17 protein-coding genes are annotated in these 17,484 nt (G+C 70.6%); 7 read left to right on the top strand and 10 right to left on the bottom strand.

From position 1 onward, the window contains the following. Positions 1-229: 229 nt before the first annotated feature. Both ACFMRZ_RS04270 and ACFMRZ_RS04265 read left to right on the top strand, forming a co-directional pair. Complete coding sequence (locus tag ACFMRZ_RS04270; RefSeq protein WP_400177991.1) at positions 230-919, top strand: TVP38/TMEM64 family protein; 690 nt, start codon at positions 230-232, stop codon at positions 917-919. 51 nt (positions 920-970) lie between these two features. Then, the gene (locus ACFMRZ_RS04265; RefSeq protein WP_400177990.1) at positions 971-1,822 is read left to right on the top strand and encodes an SDR family oxidoreductase; all 852 of its coding nucleotides are present in this window, start codon (positions 971-973) and stop codon (positions 1,820-1,822) included. A 75-nt stretch (positions 1,823-1,897) separates the two neighbouring features. Here ACFMRZ_RS04265 and ACFMRZ_RS04260 read toward each other — a convergent pair whose 3' ends face one another. Next, positions 1,898-2,233, bottom strand: a complete 336-nt coding sequence (locus tag ACFMRZ_RS04260; RefSeq protein ID WP_280361341.1) for a transglycosylase family protein — start codon at positions 2,231-2,233, stop codon at positions 1,898-1,900. 857 nt (positions 2,234-3,090) lie between these two features. On the opposite strand from ACFMRZ_RS04260, the gene ACFMRZ_RS04255 reads away from it, so the two are divergent. Genes ACFMRZ_RS04255 through ACFMRZ_RS04245 form a run of 3 tightly spaced genes read left to right on the top strand, consistent with a single transcriptional unit; the run spans position 3,091 to position 5,722 of the window. Beyond that, a complete protein-coding gene (locus tag ACFMRZ_RS04255) occupies positions 3,091-3,876 on the top strand; it encodes an ABC transporter permease (protein ID WP_400177989.1) in 786 nt (261 codons plus the stop codon). Continuing rightward, complete coding sequence (locus ACFMRZ_RS04250) at positions 3,873-4,928, top strand: ABC transporter substrate-binding protein (RefSeq protein WP_400177988.1); 1,056 nt, start codon at positions 3,873-3,875, stop codon at positions 4,926-4,928. Before ACFMRZ_RS04255 ends, ACFMRZ_RS04250 begins: the two co-directional genes overlap by 4 nt. Then, positions 4,925-5,722 (top strand): ABC transporter ATP-binding protein, encoded by a 798-nt coding sequence (locus ACFMRZ_RS04245; RefSeq protein ID WP_400177987.1) that lies wholly within the window; start codon positions 4,925-4,927, stop codon positions 5,720-5,722. Before ACFMRZ_RS04250 ends, ACFMRZ_RS04245 begins: the two co-directional genes overlap by 4 nt. Positions 5,723-5,732: 10 nt before the next feature. On the opposite strand, the gene crcB (ACFMRZ_RS04240) is transcribed toward ACFMRZ_RS04245, so the two are convergent. The 7 genes from crcB (ACFMRZ_RS04240) to ACFMRZ_RS04210 form a co-directional block, all read right to left on the bottom strand. After that, positions 5,733-6,095 (bottom strand): fluoride efflux transporter CrcB, encoded by a 363-nt coding sequence (crcB, locus tag ACFMRZ_RS04240; protein WP_400177986.1) that lies wholly within the window; start codon positions 6,093-6,095, stop codon positions 5,733-5,735. Further along, positions 6,092-6,577, bottom strand: coding sequence for a fluoride efflux transporter CrcB (gene crcB / locus ACFMRZ_RS04235; RefSeq protein WP_400177985.1), 486 nt, complete (start codon positions 6,575-6,577; stop codon positions 6,092-6,094). Before crcB (ACFMRZ_RS04235) ends, crcB (ACFMRZ_RS04240) begins: the two co-directional genes overlap by 4 nt. 169 nt (positions 6,578-6,746) lie before the next feature. Beyond that, complete coding sequence (locus ACFMRZ_RS04230; RefSeq protein WP_400177984.1) at positions 6,747-9,089, bottom strand: hypothetical protein; 2,343 nt, start codon at positions 9,087-9,089, stop codon at positions 6,747-6,749. Then, a complete protein-coding gene (locus ACFMRZ_RS04225) occupies positions 9,086-11,182 on the bottom strand; it encodes a hypothetical protein (protein WP_400177983.1) in 2,097 nt (698 codons plus the stop codon). Before ACFMRZ_RS04225 ends, ACFMRZ_RS04230 begins: the two co-directional genes overlap by 4 nt. After that, positions 11,182-12,447, bottom strand: coding sequence for an extracellular solute-binding protein (locus tag ACFMRZ_RS04220; RefSeq protein ID WP_400177982.1), 1,266 nt, complete (start codon positions 12,445-12,447; stop codon positions 11,182-11,184). The genes ACFMRZ_RS04225 and ACFMRZ_RS04220 overlap by 1 nt, the downstream gene beginning before the upstream one ends. Before the next feature lie 125 nt (positions 12,448-12,572). Further along, positions 12,573-13,838 carry an SPFH domain-containing protein gene (locus ACFMRZ_RS04215; RefSeq protein WP_400177981.1) on the bottom strand — a complete coding sequence of 422 codons (1,266 nt, stop codon included), beginning with the start codon at positions 13,836-13,838 and terminating at the stop codon, positions 12,573-12,575. Continuing rightward, entirely contained in the window at positions 13,838-14,269 is a 432-nt protein-coding gene (locus tag ACFMRZ_RS04210) for an NfeD family protein (protein ID WP_280270283.1), read from the bottom strand. The genes ACFMRZ_RS04215 and ACFMRZ_RS04210 overlap by 1 nt, the downstream gene beginning before the upstream one ends. A 186-nt stretch (positions 14,270-14,455) precedes the next feature. Here ACFMRZ_RS04210 and ACFMRZ_RS04205 point away from each other — a divergent pair, with 186 nt between their 5' ends. Then, positions 14,456-15,283 (top strand): DUF3097 domain-containing protein, encoded by an 828-nt coding sequence (locus tag ACFMRZ_RS04205; RefSeq protein WP_400177980.1) that lies wholly within the window; start codon positions 14,456-14,458, stop codon positions 15,281-15,283. Between the two features lie 57 nt (positions 15,284-15,340). On the opposite strand, the gene ACFMRZ_RS04200 is transcribed toward ACFMRZ_RS04205, so the two are convergent. Together ACFMRZ_RS04200 and ACFMRZ_RS04195 are read right to left on the bottom strand one after the other, a co-directional pair. Next, positions 15,341-15,715, bottom strand: a complete 375-nt coding sequence (locus ACFMRZ_RS04200; RefSeq protein WP_400177979.1) for a VOC family protein — start codon at positions 15,713-15,715, stop codon at positions 15,341-15,343. A gap of 73 nt (positions 15,716-15,788) precedes the next feature. Continuing rightward, entirely contained in the window at positions 15,789-16,526 is a 738-nt protein-coding gene (locus tag ACFMRZ_RS04195; protein ID WP_280275738.1) for a YafY family protein, read from the bottom strand. A 143-nt stretch (positions 16,527-16,669) separates the two neighbouring features. Between ACFMRZ_RS04195 and ACFMRZ_RS04190 the strand changes: the two genes are divergently transcribed. Continuing rightward, a complete protein-coding gene (locus ACFMRZ_RS04190) occupies positions 16,670-17,482 on the top strand; it encodes a hypothetical protein (RefSeq protein WP_280275737.1) in 813 nt (270 codons plus the stop codon). Positions 17,483-17,484 lie beyond the last annotated feature (2 nt).

The following is a 17,484-nucleotide window of genomic DNA, read 5'->3' as shown; positions in this document are numbered from 1 at the left end:
ACCGCAAACCCGGGCGCATCCCCAACCCTTCGCACCGTCTTCGCAGCCCGCTGTGTGTCTCGTTCGCTCGGCGTTCACGCCTTGGTTCGCGCAGGTAAACCTGCATTTTGGTTAACCCGCATTCAGCCCTTCGGTGCTGATGCTAACCGCCGGTCACGGGCCGGTTCGCACAGCGTCCGGCTACCGGCCGGTAACCTCGGCCCCGCCGCGCGGCGGGTACTCTGACCCGGTGCTGAGGAGAATCCGCAACCCGCGCGTCCTGGCGCTGCTGGTGCTCGGCGCGGCCCTGGTCGCGGTCGCGCTGCTCGCCCCGCATCCGGCGCCGCAGCAGGTGCGCGACTGGGCCGATTCGGTCGGTCCGCTGTTCCCGCTGGTGTTCTTCGCGGTGCATGCGATCGTCACGGTCGCACCGTTCCCCCGGACCGTCTTCACGCTCAGCGCCGGGCTGCTGTTCGGTCCCGTGCTCGGCATCGGACTGGCGGTGGCCGCGACGACCGTCAGTGCCGCGCTGGCGTTGCTGCTGGTGCGTGCGCTGGACCGCGACCAGGTGGCGGCTCGGCTCACCCACCCCGCGGTGCGGGCGGTGGATCGCCGCTTGGCGCGGCGCGGCTGGCTGGCGGTGGGATCGCTGCGGTTGATCGCGCCGGTGCCGTTCTCGGTGATCAACTACTGCGCCGGGCTGTCCTCGATCCGGGCGCTGCCGTACCTGCTGGCCACCGTTATCGGAATCCTGCCCGGCACCATCGGCGTGGTGGTGCTCGGCGACGCGCTCACCGGGCGTACCGAACCGGGGCTGCTGGTGCTGTCGGGGATCTGTATCGCCCTCGGCGTGATCGGCCTGATCGTCGACGCGCGGTGGGGCGCAGAGCAATTCGCGGAACCCGCGGCCCCGGTGGAACACGAGCCGGTAGCTCACTGACAGCCGGAAAATCGGATGCGAGTCGGCGCGGGAGATCGGCATCATGCGTGCATGCCGCTGCTACCGCATCCCGCGCCCGAGGACCTGCGCCGCGATCCGCTGCCGCTGCGCGGGAGGACCGCCCTCGTCACCGGGGCCAGTCGTCGTGGCGGCATCGGGTATGCCGTGGCACGGCGGCTGGCCGCGTACGGGGCGAGTGTGTATCTGCATCACCATGTTCCGCACGATGCGGCGCTGCCGTGGGGTGCGGACGATCCCGGCGAGGTCGTGGCAGGCGTCCGGGCGGCCCTCGCCGATCCCGATGCTCGCGTCGTCGCGGGGCCGGGTGATCTGTCCGATCCGGACGCACCCGCCCTTCTCCTCGGCGACGCGGCGGAGCGGCTCGGCGGGCTGGACATTCTCGTCGCCAATCACGCGCGCAGCGGGCGCGACGGCACCCTGGACAGCATCGACGCCGCGATGCTCGATGCCCACTGGGCCGTCGACACGCGCTCGGTGATTCTGCTCGTTCAGGCGTTCGCCGCGGCCCGGGCCGCGGAGCCCGGCGGGCGAGTCGTCATGATGACGTCCGGACAGGACATCGCCGACGGCATGCCGGGCGAGGTGGCGTACGCGCTCCAGAAGGGCGCTCTCGCCTCGATCACCCGCACGCTCGCGACGGCACTGGCGCCCCGGCGCATCACCGTCAACACGGTGAATCCGGGGCCGGTCGACACCGACTACCTGACCGGCGAGGACTACGAGTTCATCGCCGGGCGGTTTCCGGCGGGCCGCTGGGGCATGCCCGACGATCCGGCCCGGCTCATCGCCTGGCTGGCCACCGACGAGGCCGAATGGGTCACCGGCAATGTCGTGCACTCCGAGGGCGGCTTCCGCCGCTGGCCACCGGAAGGGTTGGGGTAGGTCGGGAGACGACCCGGCCCCGCCGCCCGGTACACCGAACAGCGGGGCCGCGGAAGTCTGGTCGGCCGCGTAGCCTTACAGGTACGCGCCGCACACGGGCCACGCGCCCGCGCCCTGGCCGGCGAGCACGTTCTCGGCGACGGCGATCTGCTCTTCGCGGCTGGCGTCCGCGGCGTTGCCGCTGCCGCCGTAGGCGTTCCAGGTGCTCTGGGTGAACTGCAGGCCGCCGTAGAAACCGTTACCGGTGTTGGCGCCCCAGTTGCCGCTGGCCTCGCACTGCGCGACGGCATCCCAGTCGTGGCCGCCGGCGGCCGACGCGGTGGAGGTCAGGCCGAAGGGCACGGCGACGAGAGCACCGGCGACGGCGGCGAGACCGAGAGCGCGGGAGCTGAACTTACGGTTACGAGACATGTAGTGGTTCCTGCCTGCGCCCAGCCGGCCCGGCGGAAAAGCGTTACCGGGTCCCTGTCCCCAGTGATGTCGGGGTCGAACTCGAATCGCGGGACAGGGTTACCGGTGTTCGGCGATTCGAGCGTCAGCCCGTCGTTCCGGGCCGCGACCGACGGTAACGAACAAATCTCGATTGATCACGTTGCGGTAACAACCATAAAGTCTCGACCATGACGTGAGATGTACGTTGTTTATGCAGATGGAAAGCTGAAATCAAGCATTACATACTTGTAGTTACCTATTCGTTATGTAACCGAGATCACTGCGATATTGTGGTCCGGGTCACGTTTAGAGCAAGGTTTCGGCCGCTACCAGCGGACTCAGTAACGACTTCGCTGTCACTTCACCTCGGACGATCCGGTCGGCGCCGCAGCGATCGGTGGTCGCGACAGACCTCGGCTAGCTCCTGGCTCGGCCGAGAATATTCGGTTCGCCTATATCGGCCGACGAATTTCTTTGCGTCGCACGAAATATCCGCATCGGGCGGCGCGGTCGTCAATTCACCCGCGTCGACCGGCTCTCGTAATGCGCTGCGGCGCAATAAGTGTGCCCGACTCCGAATCGGCCCGGTACGCCGCCATTCTTTCCGATCACGCTGATCGTGACACTGTTCACCGCACCGCGAGTCCGACAGGATCGGGCCGGACAGTTGCGCCCCCCGGACTCCGGGTGCGGGCGGCGGCCGTCCGAGTTCAGTTCGGCAGGAAGGTGAATCGCGTGAACGGCAACCGCGCAATCCGGCGAGTCCGGCAGCGCCGGATCGCATGACGAGCCTGCGCGGACGCGCGAGGACACCGGATGCGTGGGTACGACGAGCGATGGTGCGGCTGCTGTCGCCGGCGGTCTTCGTCGGGCTCTGGTGGCTCGCCGCCACCGCGAAACTGGTCGATGCGCAGTTCCTCCCGGCCCCGGACGCGGTCTGGGACGCGTTCGTGCGCGCGAACAGCTGGCATCAGCTGGCTCCCGGCGTACCGCGGGAGGTGCGCGGGGAGCAGAACTACTTCCTCTGGGAGCACCTGGTGGCCAGCCTGCAACGGATCGGCGCCGGCGCGGGCGCGGCGGTGGTGCTCGGGCCGCCGGTCGGTTTCGCCCTGGGCACGTCGAAACGCCTTGCCGCCGTGGTGGAACCGTATCTGAACTTCCTGCGGGCGTTGCCGCCGCTGGGTTACATCGGGCTGCTCATCGTCTGGTTCGGGATCGGTGACACCTCGAAGATCTGGCTGCTGTTCCTGGCGTCCTTTCCGCCGGTGGTGATCGCGACCATCGGCGGCGTGCACGGGGTATCGTCCGACCGGATCAACGCCGCTCGTTCGCTGGGCGCGAATCGCTTCCAGGTGGTCACGCGGGTGCTGCTGCCCGCGACGCTGCCGGAGGTGCTCGGCGGTATCCGGGTCGCCGTCGGATTCGCGTGGACCACCGTGGTCGCGGCCGAACTCAACAACGGCATTCCGGGCATCGGCGGGCTGGCGTATCTGTCCGGTCAGCGCCTGGACACCGCCCTCACCCTCGCCTGCATCATCGTCATCGGACTCACCGCGCTCGCCCTGGACGCGGCCATCAAGGGTGTAGGCGCTGTCGTCGCGCCGTGGAAAGGCAAAGTATGAGAAGGACAGTCGCCGCGGCGGTGGCGGGGATGCTGGTTCTGGCCCTGACCGGTTGCGTGGAGTCCGGCCGGACCGATTCCTCCCGGTACACCGGCGAGCAGGTGGCGTGCCCGGTCCCGGTCGACGAGTCGTTCACCGGCAGTGTGCGTATCGGCTATCAGGACATACCCAACGGCGACCTGATCGTGAAGGACACCGGCCTGTTGCGGACGTGCCTGCCGCACGGGACCTTCACCTGGTCGAAGTTCGCTTCCGGCGGCGACGTCATCCAGGCATTCGGCGCCGGATCGCTCGATATCGGCCTGCTCGGCAGCGCGCCCACCGCGCGGGCGCTGTCGGTCCCGCTGCGCCAGGACCTGAAGGTCATCTGGATCCACGATGTCATCCAGGGCGCGGAATCCCTTGTGGCCAAAGATCCCTCGATCACCTCGGTGGCAGGGCTGCGAGGCAAGCGGATCGCGGTGCCCTTCGCGAGCACCGCGCACTACAGTCTCACCGGTGCGCTCGCGGCGGCCGGGCTAGAACGAGACGTGCGGCTGGTGAACCTGGCGCCCGACGCCATCCTCGGCGCCTGGAAGGGCGGGCAGATCGACGCCGCGTTCATCTGGGAGCCGACACTGTCACAAGTGCTGAGCGACGGTCACGTGGTCACCTCGGCCGCGCAGACCGCCGCGGCCGGGCGGCCGACCTACGACCTGGCGGGTGCGCGCGGCGAATTCGTCTCCGCCAACCCGAAATTCGTCGAGGTGTGGACGGCGGCGCAGCACTGGGCTGTCACCCGGATCATCAGCGATCCGGCGCAGGCCGCCACGCATATCGCGGCGCAGCTCGGTGTCACGGTCGACGACGCCCGCAAGCAGCTGGCCGGGTACGGCTACCTCGATGCCCCCACCCAGGCGGGCGCCGCATACCTGGGCGGGCAGCTCGGCGCCGACCTGCGCGGCACCGCCGAATTCCTGTTGAGCCAGGGCGAGGTCCAGGGTGTCCGCGAGCGGGAAGCGTATGCGGGCGCGGTCTATCCGGCGGCCGCGGCGGCGGTGGGCGCGAAATGACCGCCGCGGTCGATGCGCCGGATCGGGTGGTGCTGACCCAGGTCTCGAAGACCTACGACACCGCCACGGGCCCGACCGTCGCCCTGGCGCCCACCGATCTGGTGATCGAACCCGGCGAATTCGTCGGTGTCGTCGGGCCGTCCGGATGCGGTAAGTCCACGCTGCTCAATCTGCTCGCCGGATTCGTAGCCCCCAGTACGGGTGAGTTGCTGGTCGGCGGGGACGCCGTCACCGGGCCGGGGCCCGAGCGCGGTGTGGTGTTCCAGTCGCCGACGCTGTATCCGTGGCTGTCCGTGCGGGGGAATGTCGAGTTCGGGCCGAAATGCCGTGGCGTCGATCGTGGTACGCGGCGGGCCGAGGCCGAGCGGCTGCTGGAACTCGTCGGGCTGGCCGACTTCGCGGGCAAGCGTCCCTACGAACTGTCGGGCGGTATGCAGCAGCGGGTCCAGATCGCGCGGGTGCTGGCCAATGATCCACGGATCATTTTGATGGACGAGCCGTACGGCGCGCTGGATCAGCTCACCCGCGAACGGCTTCAGGTCGAGCTGCTGCGGCTGTGGCGGCGGGCCGGGAAGACCATCGTGTTCGTCACCCATTCGGTGGCGGAGGCGGTGTTCCTGTCCACCCGGGTGCTGGTGATGAGCGCGCGGCCCGGACGGGTGATCGTCGACCGGTCCATCGAGTTGCCCGGTGACGACCCGGACGGGGTGCGGGAGTTGTCGGTCACGGCCGACCCGCAGTTCCAGGCGATGAGAACGGAACTGGCCCAAGCTATCTACGACGCCCACGGCTGATCCGCTCGGGTCAGCTCAGGATCGCTTCGACGGCGGTGTATGCCAGCAGCGTCGCACCGAGACCGGCGACGACGCTGACGACGACGTTCAGCGCGGCGTACAGGTAAGCCCGTTCCTCGGTGAGCCGGACGGTTTCGTAGCCGAAGGTGCTGTAGGTCGTGAGCGCGCCACAGAAGCCCGTGCCGAGCAGCGCGAACACCGGAGTCGAGACCGCCGCGCCGGCCAGGCCGCCGAGGACCAGGCAGCCGGTGAGGTTCACCAGGAAGGTGCCCCAGGGGAAGGCGCTGTCGTGCCGGGACTGCACGGCGCGATCGGTCAGATAGCGCAGCGGCGCGCCGATCATCGCGCCGAGGACCACGAGTATCACGGTCACGCCGCTCGCCTCCCTCGCATGCGGTCGTGTACGCCGCGAGTCACGCGCATGCCGATGAGGGTGGCGAGGAGCGCGCACACCAGCGTGCCCGCGAGGTAGGCGAACGACACCGCGATCGTGTCCGGCCGCAGTAGTGCGCGGGCCTCGTTGGCGTAGGTGGAGAAGGTGGTGAAGCCGCCGAGGACGCCGACTCCGAGGAACGGGCGAACCAGGGGATGCGCGGCCCGGATGTCGGTGACCACGACCATGAGGACGCCGATGAGGAAGCAACCGGTGACGTTGGTGACGAATGTGGCCCACGGGAAGCCGTTCGGGGGCGTCGGCCACCACTGTGACAAGCCGTATCGGGTGAGTGCCCCCAGCGCACCGCCGACCGCGATCACCGGTAGCACCACACCGTGCGCACGGCTCAGCTCGCGGCGCTGCTCCGGTACTCCGAGATCGACATCCGGATCGATGGGCTCGGTCTGCCTACTGGTCACACACGTCTCCTACACGACTCGACCACACGGGTATTCATCGGGTAGGGACTGTTGGCGGCGTCTTCACCACGGTTGTTCCGGGCATGCCCGGAGCGGCGAGCCCCACCGCCGCATCGGCTTACCGAGTCAATCACACGCACGTCGGGTGGCGCGAGGTCGGTGCGGAGGGTCACGCCAGGGCCACGGCCGCGTCGCCGCCGTCGGCGACCGGGAGCGGCCAGCGCTCGGCGCGGTCCAGGGGTGCGAGATCGCAGGCGCGCAGTTGTTCGCACACCGCGGTGCGATATCTGTGGGCGAACAGTGCGTCCGGGTGCCGCGCACCGGCTTCGGCGAGCCAGCCGCTCGCCTGCCGCAGCACCTCGCTCGTGTCGATGTCGCCGTCGAGCAGCAGGCTCCCGTACTCCGGTGCGACCGTCATGGCCGAACCCAGGTGCTGCAGGCAGCGGGCGGTACCGAGCCGGTGGTCCAACTCGTTGTAGCGGGTGAGGGCGACCTGCCAGAAACGCAGCGCCCGCCGGGGTTCGCCGCGCACCCACCACAGCACACCCATCAACTCGAACGTGTGCGCGCGGCCGGACAGATCGCGGCCGCCGCGCGTCAGCGACTCCGCCAACTCCAGCCGATTGCGCGCGGCCACCAAGCGCCCCTGCTGCAGATGCACCACCGCGAGATCGATCAACGCGCACACCTCCCCCGCCACATCCGCGCGAGGCAGCCACCACCACGCCTTCTCCAACTGATCGACAACCTCGTCCAGCTCCTCCCGCCGCGCCCGCTCAAGCCGCTCTCCCAGCGAAAGTTCTTCGCCCACATCCCCTTTCCCCCACCGCCGCGCCAGCCACGCGACGCCGCGACGCCACCGCACACCGATAGCCGAGGTCGAGGGCGGCCCGCCCGTCGCCGACTGTGCGTCGATCGGCAGCTCCATGCCACTCGGCAGCCGCGCACCCGCTTCTGACTGCGTGCCCGTCGACAAGTGTGTGCCGGGCAGCGGTTGAGTGCCCGTCTGCGGGTGGGGACTTGTGGGCAGGTGCTCGGTGCGGTCCGGGGTTTCGGGTGATTTCGGGGTCTCCGGTTTTTGTAGGCGGTGTAGTGCGAGGCGGTGGGCGCGGCGGGCCTGGAGGCTGGTCGAGTAGCGGTGGGGGTGGTAGCGGCGTACGCGGCGGCCCGGGGCGCCTGCTCGGATTCTGGATTGTGCGCGTAGTTCCGGGTAGCGGTCGCCCAGGGGGGAATCGAGCAGATTCCGCATGGCGGCGGCGATGCCGTCGGTGTTCTCCGGCCAGCCGTTGTCGGCGAACCACAGGTCCAGTGCGTCGGCGATGCGCGCCAGGGCGCGAATGTCGATGGTGTCGCGCAGGTCTTCCGGCAGCCGCGGCACAGGTTGCGCGGTATCCGCGGTGAGGGTGCTGGTCGCAGTGGGCGCGGGCTCTTGTCCCGCTGACTCATGGCCGGGCTCCGGCGATGGCATCGGCTCACGCATGTACGCGGTCTCGGGCGGGGACGCATGCGCGGCTTCGAGTTCGGGGCCGGGTTCGGGTTCCGCCGTGGATTCACGCTCGCGATCGGGGTCTGCTGGGGATTCGGGGGCGCAGGCTCGGACGAGTTCTGCCAGGCGGGGCCATTCGTCGGTGAACCAGCGGCGGGCGCCGGGGCCCAGGCGGGTGGAGTCGAGGGCGATCGCCCAGCGTTGTACGCGGTCCGCGTAGTGGCGCAGCAGGGCGGGGGCCATGACCTGGCGGGCGGCGCGTTGCCAGAGTCGCAGTGCGGCAGTGTTTTCGGGGGTCGCGGTGGGTTCGGACGCAGCGTCGGGTGCGGGGATGCCGGTGATTCGGAAGACGTCGGCCGTGCGGCGGGTTTCGTGCGGGGCGGCGGGTTCGGCGCGGCGCCGGGTGTTCGCGAATCGATCGTCGGCGCAATGCACGAGGACTCCGTGGGCCATCAGGCGGCGGATCACCGCGTCCGCCGTCGGCCTGTGCTCCTCGGCGTGGCGCTGCTGGGGCAGGAGGTCGGCGGCCGAGAGCATGGCACTCACCACGTCGTAGAGCGCCGCCGATTCGTAGTCGGGCAGCGACAGTTCGCGCAGTGCGGTCGCGACGACGAGGTCCTCCGGTCGCAGCGGCGGTCTCTGTTCGGGTGCTCGAAAGCCCGTGGGCGCCAACAGCAACGGCACCGGCGCCGCGGGCTCGACGAGCGTCGCGGTCATATCGAGTTCCCTGGCGCGGCGGACCCGTTCGCGCATCTCGAAGACCCGCCGCCACACCAGATATCCCGCGGCCAGCACCACCACCAGCACGACGATCCAGCGCGCCGCGCCCACGACGCGGGTGATCACCTCGTTCTCGCCGACCGCGCCCTCCAGCAGTTTGGCGACGACCTCGAGCATGATCGAGGACGCCACCACCCACGCGCTGCCCAGCAATCCTTGCCACACAGAGGATTTGGGCGTCGAGATCAAGGTCTCGGCGGACTCGTGGGCGGGCGGGCGGCGCTGTTCGCCGTGCGGTTCGGTCATCGCAGCACCCCGCCGGTGAGGCCGGGCACGAGGAACCGCCGCCAGGTCGCCAGCAGCAGCAACGCCGGTGGCACGGCCGCCAGCAGCGCACCGGCGGCGAGATGGCCGGCGTTCTCGTTGAACTGCCGCGCCTCACCCCACAGCAGCAACGACCACGGGCTCACGTCCGAGCCGCTGACCAGCAGCCCGACGAAGAAGTCGTTCCACACCTGCACCAGCTCCAGCACCGCGACCGCGCCCAGCGCCGGCCGCGCGGTGACCATCGCCCGCCACACCACCGTCCACGGCCCGACCAGCCCGTACAGCGCGTCGGCGGCGGGGCTGTCCGGCGGCGCCACCAGCGCGCCGCGCAGGATCAGCACCGCGATCGGCAGCCCGATAGCGGCGTGCACCACGATCAGCGACGACACGGAAGTGGCGGTGAGACCGGACAATTCGATGACGCGGCGGATCGGCCCGGCGTACATCTGCGCGGGCAGCACCGTGAACACCACCAGAAACACCACGGCCACCTTCGACACCACGCTGTCCGACCGCAGCGCCGCCAGATGGTGCGCGACCGGTATCGCCGCGGCCAGTACCAGCAGCGTCGCCCACAGCGCGACCCAGCCGGTGTTCGCCATGCCCTGCAACAGTTCGGTGTCCCGCCACACCGCACCAGACCCGTTGAATCCGGGCCCGTCCGCACCGATCCACGCGAAGACGGCCAGCGCCACGAGCGGCCACACCGCCAGCAGCGAGACCACCGCGACGCGCAGCACGCCGAGCGCGACCGGCGGCACCCGCCGCACGCCCACTGCCTCGGAGGCCGTCCACCGGCGCGGCACCGCCTCCCGCGCCGGACTCCGCGACCAGCCGGTGCGATGGCGGCGCACATTCGTCTGGAGAATGTAGGCGGCCAGGCCGACCAGCACGGCCAGCGGCAGCGAATAGGCCGCCGCCACACCGGGATCCAGTCCGTCGTCGCCGACCAGACGCCACCAGTGCACGGTCGCGCTGTCCAGGGAGTATTGCAGCGATCCGGGCACCGCGATCAGCACCACGTCGAACACCCGCGCCGCGGCCACCGCCACCACCAGTCCGAGGACCAGGAACACCGGCCGCACCAGCACGAAAAGCCGCTTGCGGGAAGGAAGTTCGGGCCGCCGAGCCGACCAGGCCCGCTGCCGCCGCCGAAGCGTGATCCAGACCCGGCGCGCACTGCGGCGGCCGCCCAGCCACCGGACGAGCGGGCGCGGCGACCGGACGGCCGAGGACCGTTGGCCCCCATCCGAATTCGACGCGTCGCGCCGGTACACGTAATCCCGGCGCACCGGATCGGCCTCGATGGCCGCCACCGCGGCCCGGAACAGCGCGAACAACACACCGAGCCAGCTCCACGCGAAGACGGCCAGCAGCAGCCCGAACAACCAGACCTGCTGCCCGAAGACGCTGTCGAGCGGCAGCCGTCGCTGCGGATATTCGAACACCAGCCGCAACGCCACCCCGGCCGCGAACGCGGAGATCCCGAACGGCAGGATCAACGGCTGCCACGGCCACCAGACCCGGCGGCCGAGCCGGGCGAATTCCAATGCGGCACCGAGGATTCCGGCGGCGCACAGCACCCACAGCAGGGTGCGGCCGTACGCGCCGCGACCGTCGGCGCCCAGCGCGATCGCGATCACCCAGCCCGAAACCGCCAGTGTCACCGCGGATCCCAGCGCCAGCAGCGATCGACCGACCGACGTCCGAGTCCTGTTCCGCAGCAACGCGATATCCACCAGCGTCCGACGCACCAGCCGCCACTGCGACCGCCGGACGCCGCGCCACAGCCGGTGCACCCGCTCGTCCCGCCGGCACACCAGCCGCAGGCCGACCGCCGCGGCGACGAACAGCGCACAGGCCGCCACCATGCCCGGCCGCACCCGCGCCGCCGTCCACACCGTCGTCGCCGCCGGACCGACCAGCAGGATCGCGACCAACGCCGCGGCCGGCAGTTGCAGCACCCACGGCACCCACCGGCGCGGCGGGCTGCCGCCGACGAGCGGCCCGGCCATCCGCCGCGTCGCCAGCTCCAGATCCAGCCCGTTGGCGTAGATCCGCTGCGCCGACATCACGATCTCCGCTCGAACTCGTCGAGGGCGGCGACGGCGCGGTCGGTCGCGTCGTCGATCCGGTCCAGCCGGCCGTCGCCGACGGTCACCAGGAAGTCGGTGAGCACGCGCCACAGCCCGTTGCGCAATCCGGCCTCGCCGATGAGGTCGGCCAGATCGAACGCGGTCCACGAATTCAGCTGATCCGCAACGGGATCCAGGGTGGACGGATAGGTGGGCCGGGTGCGCAGGCTGGGCGAGAGGAAGCCGCCGTAGGAGTCGATCCACGGTTGCGCGGCCGTCGGAGCGGCCAGCTGTGCGACCACCCTGTCGACCGCCGGGTCGGGGTCGCCCGTGATCACCAGCGCGTCGCCGCCGCCGATCAGCGGCCGCACCCCGCCCGACCCCGCCGGGAACGGCATCACCCCCACCGCTTCCGGGCCCCGGTGGGCGCGGCGCAGGCTGCTGCGCACGATCGCCTCGGCGAAATCCGGGGCCACCACCATGGCGGCGTCGCGCAGCTCGAACACCTGCCGTACCGCGTCCGGATACTGCCGGGTCAGCGCGCCGGGCACGCCGCCGGGGAACGCGTCCGGCTGCCCCCAGACGGCGCCGAGCTGCCGGAACGTCCGGCGCACGGCGTCGCTGTTCCAGCACCGGGGCGGCGACCCGTCGTCCCGGGCGGCCGCCAATCCCGTGTAGTCCTCGGCGGATTCGGCGTACAGCACGTTGGCGAACATGTACGCCAGCACCCAGCCGTCGGCCGCGCCCAGTGCCAGCGGCCGTCGGCCGTGTGCGGCGACGCGGCGCAGCTGCTCCGGCCATTGCGCCAGCGTCCACTCCTGCGGGTCGTCGCGCGGGCCGGAGCCGCCGAAGGCGTATCGGTCGTACCACACCAGCGATTTCTGCGCCGACTTGAAGGGCACCGCGTACGGAATCCCCTTGTGCCACAGCAGGTTCTGCCAGACCTCCGGATAGCGCAGTCCCTGGTCGTCGGTCCACAGCGACTCCGGGACCGGACGCAGACCGTCGCCCGCCATGTCCCGTACCCGGCCGACATGCGGAAGCATCACCAGATCCGGCTTCGAGCGGCCGCGCGCCAGCAGGGCGGTGTCGATGTCGTCGCCGAGCGGCAGCACATCGACCTGGTCCTGCAGGCGCAGTCCGGCCAGTACGGCGCGGAAGGCCGCGAGCTCGGATCCGCTCCAGGGCACCGCGATTCGGATCACGTCGGGGTTGCCGAGCAGGGCGCTCGGCGCGCACGCCGCCAGGGCCGGAGCGAGCACGCCTGCCTGGAGTACTGCCCGTCGCCTCATCATCGTCCCCCCGCGTCACTGCTGCCGGTCGAGTCGGTTCCAGGGGCCGGGTTTACGCGCCGGCCGCCTGGAACATCGTCGAATCCGACTCGCCGTTAATGGCCCTGCGGCGGCGTCCACGGCCGGGTCTCGCCGGTCCCGGGCTGGTAGGGCTGCTGGACCGGCGGCGGCTGCGGCGGCTGCTGGTCCGGCTGGAAGGTGGGCCTGCTGCCGCCGAGCGCGCCCTGCGGCGGCAGGTTGCGCGAGGGTACCGTCGGCACCGGCGATTCCACCGGAGTGGCGGCCGCGGCCTCGGCGGCACGCACGGCGCGTTCCGCGGCCGGGTCGGTCTTGACGTCGAACCAGTCGGCGACCTCGTCGGAGTCGTCCTCGGGGCGCGGACCGCCGTCCCTGTCGGGCGCGGGCTCGTAGCGGAAGACGCCGTCCTCGCCTTGAGTGCCGAAGTTGCGGGCGAACCCTTCCAGCGCCTTGCCGAAATCGCTGGGCACCATCCACACCTTGTTGGCGTCGCCCTTGGCGACCAGCGGCAGCGTCTGCATGTACTGGTAGGCAAGCAGTTCCGGGGTGGGCTTGCCGGACTTGATTGCGGCGAAGACCTTTTCGATCGCCTTCGCCTGGCCCTGCGCCTGCAGGTAGGCGGCGGCGCGCTCACCCTGAGCGCGCAGGATGCGGCTCTGCCGGTCGCCCTCGGCGCCCAGGATGGCCGACTGCTTGGAACCCTCGGCCGACAGGATCTGCGCCTGCTTGGCGCCCTCGGCGGACTTGATCTGCGCCTCGCGGTTACCTTCCGCGGTGAGGATCATGGCCCGCTTCTCGCGGTCCGCCTTCATCTGCTTCTCCATCGACTCCTGGATCGACGGCGGCGGATCGATGGCCTTCAGCTCGACACGCGCCACCCGCAGGCCCCAGCGTCCGGTGGCCTCGTCGAGGACGCCGCGCAGCTGCGAGTTGATCTGATCGCGGGAGGTCAGCGTCTCTTCCAGGGTCATGCCGCCGACCACGTTGCGCAGCGTGGTGATGGTCAGCTGCTCGACCGCGGCGATGTAGTTACTGATCTCGTAGACCGCCGCCTGCGGGCTGGTGACCTGGAAGTAGACCACCGAGTCGATCTGGACGGTCAGGTTGTCCTGGGTGATCACCGGCTGCGGCGGGAAGGAGACCACGCGCTCGCGCAGGTCCACCTTGGCCCGGATGCGGTCGGCGAACGGCACCAGGAACGTCAGCTGGCCGGACACCGTGCGCGAGTACCGGCCTAATCGCTCGATGACCGCGGCCTCCGCCTGCGGCACCAGCGCGATCGACTTGAACACCACGACCACGACCAGCAGGACGAGGACGACGGCGACGATCAGTACAGCCATTAAGGCCCCTTCCACACGACGGCGTGCGCGCCGTCGATCTTCATGACGTAGACGGTTTCACCCTCGGCGTACTCCTCGCCCGGGTCGAGCGGGCGCGCGCTCCACACCTCGCCGCCGATCTTCACCTGGCCGGTGTGTTCGTTGACCGGCTCGAGCACACGCGCCGTCTTGCCCGGCAGGGCGTCCACATTCGTCGGGGTGGGCGGTGGAGTCGCGAAGCGCCGCAACAGCATCGGACGCACCAGGAATATCAGCACCGCGGAGCTGGCACCGAACACGATGGCGTCGACGATCAGTGAGGTGTCCGCCAGCCCGGAGACACCCGCGGTCGCGAGCGCGGCCGCCCCCAGCATGAGCAGCGTGAAATCACCGGTGAGCATTTCGGCGGCCGCGAGCAGGATCCCCGCGACCAGCCACACTATTGCGGCCACGCCGATCACTCTAGTGGGCGCCACCGCACGATGTCGGGATACACACGCAACATCGAACGGCTCGAGTCGCCGCGCGGCGCGGAGTTCGCCGTTCGCAACGGAATCGGCATCCGACCGGTACGGTGTTGTGATCCGGTACGGCCCGTCGCCGCCGGGAAACGAACCATCACAGGTATTTTCGAGCGCGTGAGTGCGCGGAACTACGGGAATATCTACGGCGGGCACGCCCGCAACGAGAAGCGGGCCGTGCCGCGGGTGCCGGCCGAACGCGACCTGGTCGTCGAGGACGCCGCGACCGGATTCTGCGGCGCCGTCGTGGGATTCGACCGCAGTTACGACGGCGAGTTCGTGAAACTCGAGGACCGCCACGGCAAGGTCCGGCTGTTCGCCCTGCGGGAGGCGGCCTTCCTCATCGACGGCCGCCCGGTCACCCTCGTCCGCCCGGCGCCCGCGGCGCCGGCGCGGCCGACCCGGTCGGCATCGGGCTCGACGCGCGTGGAGGGGGTGCGGGCGCGGGTGGCGCGCACCAGCCGGATCTGGGTGGAGGGCGTGCACGACGCGGCGCTGGTCGAGCGGGTGTGGGGGCACGATCTGCGTATCGAGGGCGTGGTCGTCGAGCACCTCGAGGGGCTGGACAATCTCGCCGAGCGGCTGAGCGAATTCGAACCGGGGCCGGGCCGCCGCGTCGGCGTCCTGGTCGATCATCTGGTCACCGGATCCAAGGAGACCGGCCTGACCACCGGCCTCGGGCCACACGTTCTCGTCACCGGCCACCCCTTCATCGATGTGTGGCAGGCCGTGCGACCCGCCGCGGTCGGCATCGAGGCCTGGCCCGAAGTCCCGCGCGGCGAGGACTGGAAAACCGGCATCTGCCGCCGCCTCGGCTGGGGCACGCCCCAGGACGGCTGGCGCCGCGTCTACAACGCCGTCCACACCTTCCGCGACCTCGAGTCCCCGTTGATCGGCGCGGTCGAACGCCTCATCGACTTCGTCACCGAACCGGCCGAGGAATGACCCTCCGCCCCAGGACCCCTGAAGGGCGGCGGCACCGGGGATGCCGCCGCCCGGGGCTTAGGCCGGGGCCGGGGTGAAGACCATGAAGCGGTTGGCGTCGGTGTCGAGGAGGTGAGCGAAGGTCAGGCCGTCGGGTGTGGTCACGGACGGGACCAAGACCTTGGCGCCGAGGGCGACGGCCTGGTCGCAGGTGGCGGCGACGTCCTGGACCAGCACGCAGAATATGGCGTGTGGCGTGTCGGACTCGTCGAGGTGGGCGATGCCGCCGCTGGGGACCTCGGTGTTCGCGTAGCGGATCAGGTCGTAGCCCTCGCCGCTGCCGGGATCGGCGCCGAAGGTCCAGCCGAACAGGGTGCCGTAGAACCGTTGGGCCGCAGCGGGGTCCGCGCTGCCCACCTGGAACCAGGCCACGGTGCCGAAAGCGGATGTCATGCGATATCTCTCCTCTGGTCGGGCGCGGCCGGACGGTCGCGCCCACTCAGCATCGAGCACCCCCGCGACAACCCTATGTCGGTGTTTTCGCCGGAATCGCGGCCGGTCTCTCCAGACTCACGGTTCGCACGATCCGGCCGGGCGGCACATCGCAGTACTCGCGCGACGGCCGCACCACGGTGAGGAATTCCGTCAGGTCGGCGGCGCGGATCCGATCCAGCCGGAACACCCGTGTCTCCTCCCGCAGCCGGCACCACCCGACCAGATACCACCCCTCGCCGCCGCACATCAGCGCCGACGGCTCGACCGCGCGGTCCGACACCGCGCCGAACCGGTCGACATAGGACATCTCGATCAGCCGGCGGCGTTGCAGCGCCAGCTGGACCAGCGCGGCGAACGGGGCACTGGGCGGTTCGTCCGGAGGCTCCACGACCCGCACCTGCGCCGCGAGTTCCCGTGCGGCACCGGCCGATTCGTCCGACAATGCCGCGAGGATCTTGGCCAGCGCGGCCTGGCCCGCGGCGTCGAAGGGCGTGCCGCGCATGCGCTGCAGGGCCACGCCGAGCGCGACCACCTCGGCCGGCGAGAAGTTCAACGGCGGCAACGACATCCGCTTGTCGAGCGCGTACCCGCCGGTGCGGCCGACGTCGGCGAGGATCGGCACGCCAGACTGCTGCAGCGCCGCGATATCGCGTTCGATCGTGCGCACGCTGACCTCGTACCGTGCCGCCAGCTCCCGCGCGCTGCGCCGCCGCGGCGCCACCGCACGCAGTTCCTCGACCAGCGCGTACAGTCGATCCGTCCGGTTCATGGACCCTCTCCGCTCACCTCGGCTGCGCGCAGGATAACGACGCGCACCGACAACCACCGTCCAGCGCCCGCCCGAACGCGCCATCTCCGCGGGAATGACCACGTCGGCGGGTCGGCAGGCTATTGCCCAGTTATGCTCGAAACATGTGTTCTCCCAGTGCGACGCTGACGGTATGGGCCGGTTCGTGGCTGGCCGGTCAGAGCGCGCCCGACGACGTGCTGGACGCGCTGCGGGCCTGGGCGCCGCGCCACGGCGTGGCGGCCGGTGACCCGATCACCGGCGGCCGGACCGGATTGCCCTGGCCGACCGCCGAGCCGCTCGCGGCCGGGACCGGAATCATGATGCTGCTCAAGGTGATCCGCGAGGCGCTCGACGCGCCCGGGGCGCATCTGCGGTTGGTGCTGCCCGTACCCGGCGATCTCCGCGGCGTCCCGCCGGGCACCGAGTTCGCCACGGCGGCAATGGAAGCCGAGGAGGGCCTGATCGTCGGCGTGCCCGGCGCGGAGGGTGTCGGACTGGTCCCGCAGTGGACCGCCGAGGACACGCTGCAGTGGACCGTCTTCCACACGCCGGTCCCGAACCCGGTGCCGGACATGGCCCTCGGCGAGGCGGAATACGCGATGCGGCAGGCGGTCCGCGACGCCGCCGACGCCCTGATGAAGTTGCAGACCACCACCGTCGGCACCGACGACATGGACCCGCGCGAGCTGGTCGAGGCCGAACTCGCCGACTACTCCCGGCACGTGTATCCGGATTCGGCGCCGCTGCGGGCCCGCCGGATCCTCGACACCGCCGACCATGTCGCCGCGATCCTCACCGTCGCGCAGCAGGCCCCGGCCTCCTCCCCGGCCTCGGCCAGCGCCATGCAGGCGCAGGAGACATTCCTGCGGCCGCTGTGGGACGCGATCCGCGCCGCCCGGCTCACCGCCGTGCACGCGGCCGCCGGTAGCCGCTGAGG

It is taken from the genome of Nocardia sp. N2S4-5 (assembly GCF_044628355.1).
Taxonomy (GTDB): Bacteria; Actinomycetota; Actinomycetes; order Mycobacteriales; family Mycobacteriaceae; genus Nocardia; species Nocardia wallacei_B.
The sequence above is the reverse complement of the archived record's forward strand: the minus strand, read 5'-3'. Positions and strand labels throughout refer to the sequence as shown.

Bases quoted from the DNA above. Each gene is read 5' to 3' on its own strand.
- ACFMRZ_RS04265 (WP_400177990.1), top strand. From the start codon at position 971: ATGCCGCTGCTACCGCATCCCGCGCCCGAGGACCTGCGCCGCGATCCG.
- ACFMRZ_RS04255 (WP_400177989.1), top strand. From the start codon at position 3,091: ATGGTGCGGCTGCTGTCGCCGGCGGTCTTCGTCGGGCTCTGGTGGCTC.
- ACFMRZ_RS04250 (WP_400177988.1), top strand. From the start codon at position 3,873: ATGAGAAGGACAGTCGCCGCGGCGGTGGCGGGGATGCTGGTTCTGGCC.
- ACFMRZ_RS04195 (WP_280275738.1), bottom strand. From the start codon at position 16,526: ATGAACCGGACGGATCGACTGTACGCGCTGGTCGAGGAACTGCGTGCG.
- ACFMRZ_RS04200 (WP_400177979.1), bottom strand. From the start codon at position 15,715: ATGACATCCGCTTTCGGCACCGTGGCCTGGTTCCAGGTGGGCAGCGCG.
- ACFMRZ_RS04225 (WP_400177983.1), bottom strand. From the start codon at position 11,182: ATGTCGGCGCAGCGGATCTACGCCAACGGGCTGGATCTGGAGCTGGCG.
- ACFMRZ_RS04190 (WP_280275737.1), top strand. From the start codon at position 16,670: ATGTGTTCTCCCAGTGCGACGCTGACGGTATGGGCCGGTTCGTGGCTG.
- ACFMRZ_RS04245 (WP_400177987.1), top strand. From the start codon at position 4,925: ATGACCGCCGCGGTCGATGCGCCGGATCGGGTGGTGCTGACCCAGGTC.
- ACFMRZ_RS04215 (WP_400177981.1), bottom strand. From the start codon at position 13,838: ATGGCTGTACTGATCGTCGCCGTCGTCCTCGTCCTGCTGGTCGTGGTC.
- ACFMRZ_RS04230 (WP_400177984.1), bottom strand. From the start codon at position 9,089: ATGACCGAACCGCACGGCGAACAGCGCCGCCCGCCCGCCCACGAGTCC.
- ACFMRZ_RS04260 (WP_280361341.1), bottom strand. From the start codon at position 2,233: ATGTCTCGTAACCGTAAGTTCAGCTCCCGCGCTCTCGGTCTCGCCGCC.